Annotated in this window: 12 protein-coding genes and 3 tRNA genes; 9 read left to right on the forward strand and 6 right to left on the reverse strand. The window is 42.1% G+C overall.

Annotated features, from left to right (window positions below):
• Positions 1 to 121 precede the first annotated feature (121 nt).
• The 6 genes from WC615_RS18430 (at position 122) to WC615_RS18455 (ending at position 5,894) form a co-directional block, all read left to right on the forward strand.
• Complete coding sequence (locus WC615_RS18430) at positions 122 to 499, forward strand: hypothetical protein (protein WP_372979536.1); 378 nt, start codon at positions 122 to 124, stop codon at positions 497 to 499.
• Positions 500 to 515: 16 nt separating this feature from the next.
• The gene (locus tag WC615_RS18435; protein WP_372979537.1) at positions 516 to 1,025 is read left to right on the forward strand and encodes a hypothetical protein; all 510 of its coding nucleotides are present in this window, start codon (positions 516 to 518) and stop codon (positions 1,023 to 1,025) included.
• Positions 1,026 to 1,280: 255 nt separating this feature from the next.
• The gene (locus tag WC615_RS18440) at positions 1,281 to 1,949 is read left to right on the forward strand and encodes a hypothetical protein (protein ID WP_372979538.1); all 669 of its coding nucleotides are present in this window, start codon (positions 1,281 to 1,283) and stop codon (positions 1,947 to 1,949) included.
• A 351-nt stretch (positions 1,950 to 2,300) separates the two neighbouring features.
• Positions 2,301 to 3,245, forward strand: coding sequence for a hypothetical protein (locus tag WC615_RS18445; RefSeq protein WP_372979539.1), 945 nt, complete (start codon positions 2,301 to 2,303; stop codon positions 3,243 to 3,245).
• Positions 3,246 to 3,401: 156 nt separating this feature from the next.
• Positions 3,402 to 4,643 carry an SMI1/KNR4 family protein gene (locus tag WC615_RS18450; RefSeq protein WP_372979540.1) on the forward strand — a complete coding sequence of 414 codons (1,242 nt, stop codon included), beginning with the start codon at positions 3,402 to 3,404 and terminating at the stop codon, positions 4,641 to 4,643.
• Positions 4,644 to 5,243: 600 nt separating this feature from the next.
• Complete coding sequence (locus tag WC615_RS18455; protein WP_372979541.1) at positions 5,244 to 5,894, forward strand: hypothetical protein; 651 nt, start codon at positions 5,244 to 5,246, stop codon at positions 5,892 to 5,894.
• A gap of 453 nt (positions 5,895 to 6,347) precedes the next feature.
• Here WC615_RS18455 and WC615_RS18460 read toward each other — a convergent pair.
• The 3 genes from WC615_RS18460 to WC615_RS18470 all read right to left on the reverse strand — a co-directional run bounded on the left by WC615_RS18460 (position 6,348) and on the right by WC615_RS18470 (position 6,581).
• Positions 6,348 to 6,418: transfer RNA gene (locus tag WC615_RS18460), tRNA-Gln, on the reverse strand.
• A gap of 3 nt (positions 6,419 to 6,421) precedes the next feature.
• Positions 6,422 to 6,497: transfer RNA gene (locus WC615_RS18465), tRNA-Ile, on the reverse strand.
• 10 nt (positions 6,498 to 6,507) lie between these two features.
• Positions 6,508 to 6,581 (reverse strand) — tRNA-Pro (locus WC615_RS18470).
• A gap of 626 nt (positions 6,582 to 7,207) precedes the next feature.
• Between WC615_RS18470 and WC615_RS18475 the strand changes: the two genes are divergently transcribed.
• A complete protein-coding gene (locus WC615_RS18475) occupies positions 7,208 to 8,791 on the forward strand; it encodes a TROVE domain-containing protein (protein ID WP_372979542.1) in 1,584 nt (527 codons plus the stop codon).
• A gap of 1,130 nt (positions 8,792 to 9,921) precedes the next feature.
• Here the strand turns inward: WC615_RS18475 and WC615_RS18480 are convergent.
• A complete protein-coding gene (locus WC615_RS18480) occupies positions 9,922 to 10,263 on the reverse strand; it encodes a cyclophilin-like fold protein (RefSeq protein WP_372979543.1) in 342 nt (113 codons plus the stop codon).
• Positions 10,264 to 10,475: 212 nt separating this feature from the next.
• On the opposite strand from WC615_RS18480, the gene WC615_RS18485 reads away from it, so the two are divergent.
• A complete protein-coding gene (locus tag WC615_RS18485) occupies positions 10,476 to 11,258 on the forward strand; it encodes a hypothetical protein (protein ID WP_372979544.1) in 783 nt (260 codons plus the stop codon).
• Between the two features lie 70 nt (positions 11,259 to 11,328).
• Here the strand turns inward: WC615_RS18485 and WC615_RS18490 are convergent, their stop codons facing one another.
• Positions 11,329 to 11,688 carry a winged helix-turn-helix transcriptional regulator gene (locus tag WC615_RS18490; RefSeq protein WP_372979545.1) on the reverse strand — a complete coding sequence of 120 codons (360 nt, stop codon included), beginning with the start codon at positions 11,686 to 11,688 and terminating at the stop codon, positions 11,329 to 11,331.
• Positions 11,689 to 11,817: 129 nt separating this feature from the next.
• On the opposite strand from WC615_RS18490, the gene WC615_RS18495 reads away from it, so the two are divergent.
• Entirely contained in the window at positions 11,818 to 12,615 is a 798-nt protein-coding gene (locus WC615_RS18495; protein ID WP_372979546.1) for an SDR family oxidoreductase, read from the forward strand.
• Positions 12,616 to 12,804: 189 nt separating this feature from the next.
• On the opposite strand, the gene WC615_RS18500 is transcribed toward WC615_RS18495, so the two are convergent.
• On the reverse strand, positions 12,805 to 13,380 hold the full coding sequence (locus WC615_RS18500; protein ID WP_372979547.1) for a Crp/Fnr family transcriptional regulator: 576 nt from the start codon (positions 13,378 to 13,380) through the stop codon (positions 12,805 to 12,807).
• Positions 13,381 to 13,439 lie beyond the last annotated feature (59 nt).

Below are 13,439 nucleotides of genomic sequence, written 5' to 3' on the forward strand. Positions count from 1 at the left end.
AGGATAGTGAGGATGGCCGATGCGAGGGAGAAGCCGGAGGATTGAGGGAGCGAGTGTTTCAATTGTAAAATGAACAATTGGAATACTCGTTAATGCTGTCATAGCTTAAAAAAACTTTTAAATGATAGATAAAAGGATCAACGTACAAGCAGCTTTTAATGCAGATTTCCGCAGCACACTCGAATTCCACTTGGGCGCTGCTTTTGCTAATTTGGATAATGATGAGCTGAGCACTTTTTGGTGCGATGGTATTTATGAGCCTTTAATTTTTGAGCATTTTAACAGCAGAAACATTACCAGTATCAATAAATTGATGACCTGGGCCTGGATAGGTCCCTCGGCTCGAGACCAATATGTGATGACAATTAAACTGGGGCGTCGCTCACGGAGAAGGGCTTTGAAAGGCTTAGATCTAAATAGCTGCCTGCCGGATGCATATTCATTTGATTGGGTTGATATTGATGTGGCAAACCAGGTAATAACTATACAATTAGACTAAAGCATAAGAAGCAATTATGAAACCTATACCCTCAACTACCGAAATACTGGCTTTTAAAGTACTTGGCCGTGCTATAGACAAAACATGGGTTAACTGGGCTTATGATATGCTTGAAGCTGGTTTTGAAACAGAAAACTTAGTAATGCTTGCCGGGGAGTTTGAACCATACGATCAATTGGAACTGCAAAGGTTAACGGATAGGATTTTCATTGAGCTCAATCTGGCTTTGAACAACCACGAGCAAATCCTGAAAAAATATGTTTGTTATTTAGTTGATAAAGCGCTTGCAGGCAAAATTAAGTTTGTTTACGTTCTGGACACCTTAAAAGACATGTACGTTGAACTTGATCACGATTCATCCTTTGGTGGTTTCTACCTGTTGTATTGGGCTTATGATGACCTGAAATACTCCGAGCAGCAATGGTACTGGGATGGGGCAACACGCGAAAACATTGATGAAATGGCCAGAGATTATTTTATGCAATGGAAAACCGAATATGCTGAACTTTTTAACAGTAATATTTAACCGCCATGGTTCCCCTCTTGAGAGGGGTTAGGGGTGTGTTTTTCGATTATGTGTGTGTGTATTAGAAAAGCAACAGCAGCGGTGCTATCTCCGGGTAGCCCCGCTCTCCCTACAAGCCGCTGATAGAAGCGGGCTTTCCGTACAATCGGGTTTAGGTGGGAATGGGTTGTGCAATAAACCACAAGCGAGGACGCTTGCGGTAGCGAGAGTTTTAAAAATAAACGGAAATAATTTAATTCACTAAATCTTACATTTATGAAATCTGAAGAAGAAAAACTGAAGCACTGCCTTAGAGAACTTTCGGTCGCGCATGTAAAATTCACAAAGTTTGGAGAAGATATTTTAAATGCAAATAATCAAACCTGGTATGTAGTCGATTCATTGGCTGTTGCTGTCATTAACAGGGCTATTCAATTAATAGATGGCTACGTCACGTTAGCTAATGCTAACAATTACATAGCTGCAATTCCATTTATACGGCTACAATTAGATAATGCTTTGCGTTTTTTTGCTATCATCCTGGTAGACAATCCTAACGATTTCTTTACGCATTTTATGGATGGAAAACCTGTTAATAACTATAAGAGCCATACAGGTCAGAATATGTCTGATAATTATTTAGCCAAAGAGTTAGATGCTGTTCACCCTGGCGTATTGAAATTATATAAGGAAACTTGCGACTATGTCCATCTGAGCATGCAACACGTACACGCTTCAAAATGCATGGATAAAGGTAAACTAACAATAAAGGTCACAAACGCCGATAATCCATTTGAGGTTTTCAGTATTGAAGCCAAATATAACTTCGCTTTTAATATGATTCAAATGAGCAGATTAGTTTTAATTGTTTTAAATAGGTGGAAACGAATAAAGGATAATTTTCCGCAACTTGATAGGGCTAATACGCCAACCGTAAAGTTCTAACAATAGAAATACTGCGAACCACCAGCGGAGGGCGCTTGCGGTAGCGAGAGCGGCTGTCATCCTGAGCCTGTCGAAGGGCGCGCAAAGGCAGGGAGGGGTTAAACCGCCATCGTTCCCCTCTTGAGAGGGGTTAGGGGTGTGTTTTTCGATTATGTGTGTGTATTAGAAAAGCAAATGCAGCGGTGCTATCTCCGGGTAGCCCCGCTTTCCCTCCAAGCCGCTGATAGAAGCGGGCTTTCCGTACAATCGGGTTTAAGTGGGGAGGGGTTGTGCAATAAACCACAAACGGGACGCATGAGGTAAAGAGATAAACTCAAAACTAAAATATTATATTTACTTAAAAATCACACCATGCTTAATACTGAAATTGTAATAAAACGATTGGCGCTAATTAAACAATTACAGAAGATTGGGATTGAACAGACAAACCTAAGTGAAACTATCGCTTCATTTTCAATACTGTCTTTTCATGATAGTATCGAAATGTTTTTAAAATTACTGGCTGAATATAAAAACATAAAATCCGATAATTTCAATTTCCTTGACTATTGGACTCATATTCCAAGTTTAACTTTAAAAGAGTCAATGCGAAATTTGAATGCAAGACGTGTTAATATCAAACATAAAGGGCTTTTGCCTTCCAAATCTGATATAGAAATCAGTAAAGTAAATACTATTGATTTCTTTGAACAGAATACCTTTAATCAATTTGGCGTTAAATTTAAAGATATCTCTTTGGCAACCTTAGTTGATTCATTAGTGATTAAGAACTATTTGGAAGAAGCGCAGAAGGCTCTGGATAGCAATAATTTTGAAAAATCGATAGAAAAATCTGCAGTTGCCTTCAACGAGTTGTTACATAAATATGAGCAAAATAAAGTTACTCAATTTGGTCATTCACCATTCTTTTTCGGTAAAAGTTTAAGATTCCAAGGTTCTTTTTTTATGAATATTAAAGATCGAAAAATGGCAACCTTTATCGATACTATGAAAGAGTCGGTAGAAGAAATGCAAAAAGCAATCAAGATTTTGAGCTTTGGCATTGATTATAAGCGATATTTAAAATTTAATTTATTAACACCCAATGTTTCACGGCTACAGGATGAAACGCATGTAGCTGAAGTTTGGGGGAATAAAAAATGGAGTACAAATAATTGCCAATACTGTATAGATTTTGTTATCGATACTGCTATTAAACTTCAGGAATTTGATTTCGACATAAAAGAAATTGAAGAAGAAATAGTCTATCAACTTAAATTTGTTTCAGATAATGTTAAAAAAGTCACAAAAGATTAATTCTTTCACCAGTCGAAATTCCTAACAACCTCGCCCCCCTACTACCACAAGCGTCCTCGCTTGTGGCCCGCATGCTAAGATAAATCCCCGCCCTGCTCAAAGTTTCCAAACCAAATACCTAAATTTAAAAACTAAAATAACCTCATCACTTCCTGCATGACCATACAAGCGGCTATAGCGCAATTGCGAAACTACAATGGGCCGGATGAGTTGTCACTGCATCTCGGTGTCAATGAGGCTATGCTGCAAGCGGTTGAAAACGCCTATAATATTACCCTGCCCGACGATTTTAAGGAGCTTTACCGTTTTACCGACGGCTTTGAAACGGATGACGATATGTTTAACATGATCCCGCTTAAAGATATCATCGAAGATAAAGACCGGCACATTGAAGCACCGTTTTACATTGCCGAGTACATGATCTACAGCGATATGTGGCAGTTGGAAATAAACCCCGATAACTGTAACGATTATAAAATTTTCATCGAGTCCAATTACAACAAAATTGTACTTACTAAGTCCCTGGGCGAATTTATCAGCCGGTTTTTAAAGGCTGGCGTATTTGGTGCTGATGGTTTGTATGAATGGAAGGAAGAGGAGGAATTAAAACCCATATATACAACAAAACTTAAAGCGACCGAATATTTATTAACAGCTTTTCATTTCGGTTTAAGGCATAGCCTGGTTTCAACAACCGAGATTAAAGATTGGGCAGACCGGATAATTACGCATGAGAATGAGCCGGAATACTTTTTTATAGAGCTATCCCTTAGCCATGATAAAAATGAAATGCTAAGCCTGCTCAATTCCATTTGCGTGCCTGCCAATTACATAACAGCGAGGGGTATAATGGGTTTGCTATATCACCGGTTATCGGCCGGACTAATGACGGCTAATGAAGCCATAGCCACGATGGATAAGTTTGATTTCATCACCCTGTTAACCCAAACGGAAATAAACTACATATATGGTTTTACCGATGAAATATGGATAGTTAACCCGGTTGTTGATGATACTGAATTAACCAGGAGCTTGTTAAATTTTCTGGCGTATTACAAGGAATTACAAATTGCAAATTATAAGAATTGGCTTGCCCTTAGCCTTCGTATTGAACTAATTTTCGGAGAAAAAGAATATGATCTACAGGTTTTAAATAAACGCAACCTTGAATTAGGCAGGCAGCGGAAGTTGATATTAGTAACTTTGAGTATACTAGCCCTGGTTTCGTTAATTGTTGTTATTACAACATATAACCATATGGCGGATCAACCACCACTAAGCCAGTTTAGGATAGACCTGTACCGGTTGTCGGCTTTATACCTCACCCTTTTTACATTTTATTTTTTGGTAAGAGAAACACTTTGGGTATTGCTTAAATCACTAAAGTTGGTGAAATGATCCGGAAGGCCTCCACTCTGCTGGTCAAAGTTTCCAACTTCGGCCTAAAAACCAATTACCATGCGCGAATCAGGTCGTTTCAGGGGCGAAAAAAGTCCCCTGCTACCGCAAGCATCCCTCTGCTACCGCAAATGTCCCGCTTGTGGCCATATGCAAAGTAACCGGGACGAAATTCGAACCCATACGCCCAAATTGCTATTTATCAATATGTGCGGAAGAAGGGACTCAAACCTCGATATACCCAGCGCCGGAGTCGAACCGGTACGGTTATACTCAGAGCGGGAATCGAACCCGCATCTCTCCCCGCTGCCACAAGCGGGACGCTTGCGGTAGCGGGGGCCAATACTTGGATAACTCTGTTAACTACTGGCGAAATATTGAAATGAGAGGGTTACTTAACCCAGTAAATTTTTAATATTTTGAGGTTCCACAGGTAAACACAAATCAAGAAGGTATGAAAAATCAATTATAACATGTTACTATTGATGTAAAGAACATAAATGTAAATCATTATATTAGTTATCCATATAATTGTTTGGCAAGACCACCTAGTTCCAGGGTAGTGTAGTTGTCATTAGTATATTAGAAATTAGCAATCTTATGAAATATCAATTTTTAATTATCGTTACAAGTGTTTTTTTGTTTGCTTGTAACAGAAAAACAGAAAAAAAACTATCAAGCCAAATTGATAGTGTAAAGAAAGAAAGTCTTTCTCGATACAAAAGGGATACTTTAAATATTTTAAAGCGGCTTCGTGTATCTATCAAAGATACTTCAAAGACAACAGAAGTGACTTTTATAAAAGATACTTTAAATATTGTAAGCCGTGATAGATTTTTGTATTATCCTTTCGGAGAATTCGACACAATCAAAAATATTAAATCGATATTATCAAGTTCTAATTTCAAAATCAAAAAACTTCCAAGGCTTGGCGAAAACGACTCAGTAACAGCTTTTCAATTTTCGTCTGGAAGCAGTTACATAAATTTCCTGAAAGGAACTGAATCAGGGAAAATGGAGCTATTATCAGGAAAAATTACAAATGGGGTGTGGAAGTTAAAGAACGGTATAAAAACAGGAATGAGTAAACGTCAATTTTTGAACCAATTTTTTGGTGATGTTCCAGATATTGACATTAAGTATATTCGTATGGAGTCGCTGGTTCTTGGAATATTACATTATTACACCTTTCAAAATGACAAACTTGTTTCAATAGCATTTAAAACAGATTATTTAATTGGAAACAAGTGAATGAAAGACCACATATGCCCAAAAGAAACATCCCCGCGCTGCCGCAAGCGTCCTGCTTGTGGTTATCACATGTTAAGTAACCGGAACGAGATTCGAACTCGTATATCCCATAGAGGGTTCGAGTCTCTCTTCGGGCACATCAATTAATCCCCCGCTGGCGCACGCGTGCCGCATATGCCTTAGATAATACTCCCCTGCTACTGCAAGCATCCCCCACTGGTCGAAGTTTCCAAATCGGCCTAAAACATGTTAAGATTTCAGCTTAACAACAATTAATGCCAATCAAATCCGCAAAACCAGCATTACTTTGCACGTGGTTCTGGTTTAATCTGCCAAAACATTTACGCATACCAAAATACAGATTTTTCTGTATTCATTCTCACACCTTCCCCTACCCGCCACTTGCAGAAATCACCATTAAAATCAACCAAACAGAGCGTTTCTTTCATCAAGCTTTCCCGAATGGATTTGAACCACTATCGTCTGAACCAAAATCAGGCGTGCTACCATTGCACCACAGGAAAATATGGTGGAAATAAAAGGACTTGAACCTTTAACCATCACCGTATAAGGGTGCCGCTCTAACCATTAAGCTATATTTCCAAGTATAAAGTAGGGTAACCCGGGCTCGAACCGGGAGCCTCCTGCTCCCAAAGCAGGTAATCTAACCAATTGATATACTACCCTAAAAAATACCGCTAAAACAAAAGATCCCCTTAGAAATTTATCTAAGAGGATCCTGGTTATCTATTATATTTTGTCAATACATACCCAATCACCTCCGATATATCGGTTGCGGCAATTGTATTTGTATTGTTGTTGTTTTCATGATACAATGATACAACATTTTTTATAAATAAAGAAATTTTTGTATTTTTTTATTTATGAGCTTTTAACGGCGAGGGGTGTTGTAAAAACCTATAGTCCCACCCGCCCCAAATTCTCGACTCCGACTTAAAATGGAATAACTTATCAGGCGAAAAAGGTCGTTTCAGGGGCGAAAAAAGTCGTTTTTTTCCCCGGGTCGATGTTTGAAATTTCTGCCCAAAACACATACGCTTCAATTAAACCGCATATTACAGCAGCCCGCAAGCCCTTATTCCGGCAGTTTCAATAAAAAACAAAAAACTTATTTTTTTATCACTCTGATAATCAGGCATTAAATACTGTTCACAAGCGTTCACGGCAGTGAACATGAACACTTTAAACCTCCCCTCAAAAAGTTTTTTTTCAAATAATTTTTACTGCGCAAATACACTGCGCAGTACCCCTATTTCTTTGTATCAACAATTAAGAAATAAAGGAGGTTCACCATGAAATTCAACCTGTTAAGCAAATTAAAAACCAAGACCGTTAACTATGCGGGTGCCAAAGCGTTTACGCTGTCACCAGAAATGGAACTGTACACCGCCGTGGTTACCTGGAGCTTAAACGACTCTTTTTATGAAAAAGATGAGGCGCGTTTAACCCGCCTGCAACAACTGATCACCGCGTGCGACCCTGTGTATGTGGGTAAGCTGGCTGTATATGCCCGCACCAAAATGTATATGCGTTCGGTACCGCTGGTGCTGGTTACCGAATTGGCTAAGTTGCACTCGGGCGACAATTTGGTCGCCCGGGTTACCGATGGCGTGATCGGCCGTGCCGATGAGATCACTGAGTTGCTGGCCTGCTATGAATTGTTAAACGAGCGTAAAGGCACCAAAAAGCTGAACCGCCTGAGCAAGCAATTGCAAAAAGGCTTGAGCACAGCGTTTAACCGTTTCGACGAGTACCAGTTTGGTAAATACAACCGCGATGGAGCCATCAAACTGCGCGATGCCTTGTTTTTGGTTCACCCTAAAGCAAAGGATGAATTGCAACAAGTCCTGTTCAACAAAATAGTGAACGGCGACCTGCAAACGCCTTACACGTGGGAAACCGAGCTGTCGGCATTAGGTCAGCTGAATTTTGACAGCGAAGAGGCAAAAGCGATAGCATTCCGCTCTAAGTGGGAAGAACTGATAGACAGCGGCAAATTGGGCTACATGGCCCTGCTGCGTAACCTGCGGAATATACAGGAAGCCGGTGTAAGCTACGCGCATTTTGAAAAAGTATGCGCACGTTTAGCCGATGCGGATGAGGTTGCTAAGGCAAAACAGTTTCCGTTCCGTTATCTGGCCGCTTACCGCGAGCTAATCAATCCGGAGGTTACCAAAGTGCCTGCGCAAAGCCTGGTTAAAAAGCTGACCGGTTTAATGCAGGGCCAAAACAAAGGTTACACCGGCGAGTTGCTGGATGCTTTGGAAAAAGCTGTAAAGGCAAGTGCTGCCAACATCAAAGGCTTTGACCATGATACCCGTGTGCTGTTAGCGTGCGACGTTTCGGGATCGATGCAAACACCCGTATCGGCCAAAAGCAAGATTCTGTTATACGACGTAGGCTTAATGCTGGCCATGCTGTTGCAAAGCCGTTGCAAAAACGTGGAGGTAGGTATGTTTGGCGATACATGGAAAACCATCACTGTGCCACGTAATAACATCTTGGGTAACGTACAGGAGTTTTATCGCCGCGAGGGCGAGGTGGGTTACAGCACCAATGGCTACCTGGTTATCAAGGATATATTATCCCGTAAGGTACAAATGGACAAGGTGTTTCTATTCACGGATGCCCAGTTATGGAACAGCAACAATACTGCCGACCATATCCAAACCCTGTGGTTACGCTACAAGGCAGAGGTATCGCCAAACGCGAAACTCTACTTGTTCGACCTGAAAGGTTACGGACAAGCTCCATTGCAAATATTACGCAATGATATATACCTGGTAGCCGGCTGGAGCGACAAAGTTTTTGAAGTGTTAGCTGCTTTAGAGAACGGGGGCTCGGCCCTGGATGCTATCAATAACATAGAATTATAAATTAAGCTTGAAAGCTTAAAGACCAAAGCAAAAAGCTTTAACCTTTTCGCTTTCAGCTTTTATCTAAATATAAGGATGCCGTAGAAACGGGTTACTTCGCTACCATTTGTGGGGGCTGGTCAGTATAGTGTAAGCTAAACTGTGGGTTCGAGTCCCAAAAGCGTGCCCCCGTCCCGCGTTCGCCTGTTGCTCCTTATAAAAATATAAAAGAAGGTGTCGTAAATAAGTCTTACTTCGATTGGACGCTGGGGTTGGCGGTTCGAATCCGTCCCCGCAAGGGTAGCTCAACTGGATAGAGCACAGTGCAGATTGGCTTATTGCTCTTTACCCTTTTTTAAGAAACTAAAATATTAAGGTGCCGTAAATATGCGCTACTTCGTGTCGCCGGTTCGATCCCGGTCAGTGGAAGTAAATTCCATTGTAGCTCAGTTGGTAGAGCAGTGCAAGCGCATATTGCCCATCGCCCTTAAGATATAAAGAAGATGCCGTAGATCAGCGTTACTTCGCCTGTCACGCAAAAACCAAACGCTGGTTAATTGTAGCTCTTCTTTTAAAAGGTGCCGTAAACAGGTGTTACATCGGTTAGAACATTCGCCTTTGGCGGAAGGACGTTGGTTCAAATCCAGCCAGTGATTAATTTCACAAGTAGTTCAGTAAAAAAAACACCCGTTGCTTTTTGCCCTTTTTTATAAACATAATTGAAAGATGCCGTATGCGGGTGATACTTCATCTGGTTGAAACCGCATAAGCGGTCGGGTTCGACTCCCATTACATGCACTTGCCGATTGTTGCTCTTTCATTTATATTTTTTAACGTGCATATGGAATAATTACCCAAACTGTTTACCGTAACTCATCCAATATTCCATTGTTTAAAACAAAAAAGCCGTTTCTGAATTAGAAACGGCTTTTTTTTAGAAGTGCGCCCACCTGGGCTACACTCTTATCTCTATTTCTAACTGAATATCAATACTTTACAATGACTACAGCGGGCCCTGGTGGCCGTTTTGGTGTATCACCTTCCTGACGATACAAAAGTACTAAATCGGCCCGTTTTAGACTGCAAAATACTCAAAATTATTTACGGTACCGGGTTCGAGCCAAACCCCGGCTACTATCCTGTAACCACATTTATCTTGCTTCGAAAACTACTGTTACATTGCCGGTCCCTAAAGCAGCCGTGTAATTCTCAATGTTATCTATCGTTCCGATCTTGGTATAATCATATGATGTTTGAAAATTCTTGTAAAACAATACCAACGTTTTTGATCCATATAACATGATGTCTCCATTTTTGATACTGCCAGGCTTTACTGTTCGTATGGGCAGCGATGATGGCAGATCAAAATATTTTTCATTACCGTTTAACTCTGTCATATGGATGGTCATTGGCAGCATTTGCCGGAAAGCTTTTGCTGTGTTGTTATCCAACAGAGTCGCTGTGAAAGTTTGAGAGTTTATTTTGATGGTCATCTTTTGGTTTGCTAAAGTATCAATTGCTGTTATGGTGGTGCTTTTATCCTGTTTTTTAGCGCAGGAGAAGATATACCAGCAGGGCTACAGCACTATTTCCAATCTCTCGAAAGGAAATTTCAATCTGCACAATATCTACCTGACCGGACTGATGGCCGTAAATCCTGAAGTTCGGAACAATCCAAGGGTCGGGCAAATTATCAACCAGCAAAATGATATTTTCAGTGAATACAAACGGTATGCAGGGCGTTGGCTTACTCAATGCATTGCGTGACGAACAGTTTCCCGAGCAAATGGAACAGCATTTTACCGAAGTGCTAAAAAAGAATTACCAGGAATTCAAGAAAGGGCTGCCGGTATTTAAGTCAGCTTATCAGCCCTGGTACAGTGAAGCGATGGCTATAGTGAAAATATTACTCCCATTGCGCTTTAACGACTTTGTGGCATTGTATGAAAAACCGAAGAACCGAAAAGAGATTAATAAAGATAATTATGTGATCGCGGATTATTTCAGTGATACCATCGTGACCGCAGGCTTTGACAAGAAAGTGGTTGCGGGTCTGGACGCCGCTATCCCGGCTTTTGAACAGCAGTTCCATCTCATCGGCGCTGTGCTTCAAACGCTGGACAGTTCGCTGCTAGATATCCGCCGCGAACTTCAAGCCGGCCTGCTGGATGCTGAACTGGATAAAGCGGCTTTACTACTCAAGAACAAACAGTTACGGGCAGCCGGCGTTGTAGCGGGCATTGCCTTGGAGAAACATCTGGAACAGGTCTGCGAGCGCCGGCAGCTGAAGTTTAGCCGAAAAACCATCAGCGACCTGAATGAAACGCTCAAAAAAATTGAAGTAACCGACTTTCCAACTTACCGGCACATCGGCTTATTAGCCGAGCTTTATCAGCTTTGCGTTCAGAATAAAAAACGGGAGCCGGAACCGTCCGAAGTTGCCTACCTGATCAATGGCACAGACAAAGTGATCAAGACTATATTTTGATTCACTATGTACGGGCTGCGAGGACGCCACAAAAGTGAATCCCATGCAGCCAATTTGGTCAGCGCCCAGATCACATAACAACCGGTTCCCAGACAGACCTTGTGGCCGGATCTTCCATCAGTGCACCCCAGTCATGCATTGCTTTCAATACCGGGATCAGGGTTTTACCACGTTCGCTTAATTCATACTCCACGCGGGGCGGCTTTTCCATGTAGCTGTGGCGGATGATGAGTCCGTCCTCCTCCAGTTCCTTCAGCTGCTGGCTGAGGATCTTCCGGGAAATATCCGGCATTTGAACCGCGAGTTTCCCGAAACGAACTTTGACGCCGGTTAATATTCTAATCAGTACGATTGGTTTCCACTTACCGCCAATATAACCCATGGTACGGACAACCGCGCAGTTATCCGGGTTTTGCATTTGTTTTCTCATTAGTTACGTTTATGTTACCACTTATTGCCTTTAGTTACGGGCAGGTAACCACCAATAACAGGCAAAAAATAAAAAGCCATCATTTGCTTTAGTTTCTTTGCGAAACAAAAGTAATTCAATTTTTATAAAATGAGCGATCAACAAAATCAGGTCAAAGACCTCGAAGGAAAAATAGCACTGGTGACAGGCGGCACAAAAGGTATAGGAAAAGCGATCACAAGCCGTTTACTGGCTGCGGGTGCCACAGTGATCGTAACGGCCCGAAATCCGCCGGAAGCACAAGATTTGCCATACCGTTTTATCGAAGCCGACCTTTCAAAATTAGAAGAGGTGTCAAAAGTTGCTGCGGAGATTACCGAACATTTTGGCAGTGTAGATATCCTGATCAACAACATGGGCGCTAACACTTTCCCTGGCGGGGGCTTTAGTACGCTGGCAGATGAGCATTGGTACCGGGCCCTGGAGATCAACCTGCTGTCTTCGGTACGTCTGGACCGGGCCTTGCTACCTCAAATGCTGGAAAGGAAAAGCGGCGTGATCATCCACATTTCATCAACCAGCGGGCAGTTCCCGATCTGGGAATCCACGATGGCGTACAGCGCGGCGAAAAGCGCTTTAAATTCGTACAGCAAGTCACTGGCTGACGAAGTGGGACCGCAGGGTGTTAGGGTGGTTACTGTATCTCCCGGCCTGAACAAAACGGAGGCGATGTCCAGCTTTCTGAATGATCTTGCTAAGCAGGCCGGAATAACCTTTGAGGAAATGACGCAGAAACTTTTTGACCGGGTTGGCGGCGTGCCTTTGGGCAGAATGGCAGAACCGGAAGAAACCGCGGAATTAGTTCACTTTTTGGTATCACCAAAGGCGTCTTACATCAGCGGTGCTAATTATGTTATCGATGGTGGTAATTTCCCGGTGGTGAAATGATCCGGTTAAAACGTGGGTTTCCGGAATCAGTTTAAAGATGCTCTGAATTGTACAGGAGAAAGCGTTGTTTGTTTGAAAAGCCACTTCGCTGATGGTCAGGTTGGTGGCATCCGCAATCATTCAATAAACTGTTCAAACAGCGCACCAGTATTTCGCCTGTACTGTTTCGGCGTGATCATCTGAACTAGATTATAAGTCCTTTTCCTTGCGCATCATGCTGAGGAAGGCTGCTGTTATGCCCAGGTAGCTGGCAATATGCTTCTGTGATATGCGCTGTTCGAGTCCCGGGTAATGCCTGCGGAATTCACGGTAACGCTGCTCGGCAGTTTTGGACAGGTTTGACGTAACCCGCCGCTGGAACATATCAAATCCGTTTTGCGTGAGGATGCGGAAAAAGCGCTCGAACCTGGGTAACTCGTTAAACAACCGTTCGAGCGCCGGTAAGGTAAAGTAACACACTTCCGTATCTTCCAATGCCTGGATGGAATTGGTGGCCCGTTTCGCTTTAAAAAAACTTACAATATCGCAAGCCCACCAGTTCCCTGGATAAAAGCAGAGGTTGTGTTCCTGTCCGTTCTTATCGGTGTGGTACATGCGCAGGCAACCTTTGTTAACAAAATAGATATGCCGTTCGATCTCGCCGGGGCGCAGCAATATACTGCGTTTAGCAACTGTCTTACGCTGCAACAAGGCAAGTACTTGCTCCTGTTCGTCAGGGGCAAGTGCTATGTGCAAGGCAAAATTGGACAGAATGAGTTCAGACATATCAGCAAGTATAACTTTTAAAAGTCAATTTTGCGCGTCATGAACAATTTCAATTCCGC

Source organism: Mucilaginibacter sp., from assembly GCF_041663085.1.
Lineage (GTDB): Bacteria > Bacteroidota > Bacteroidia > Sphingobacteriales > Sphingobacteriaceae > Mucilaginibacter.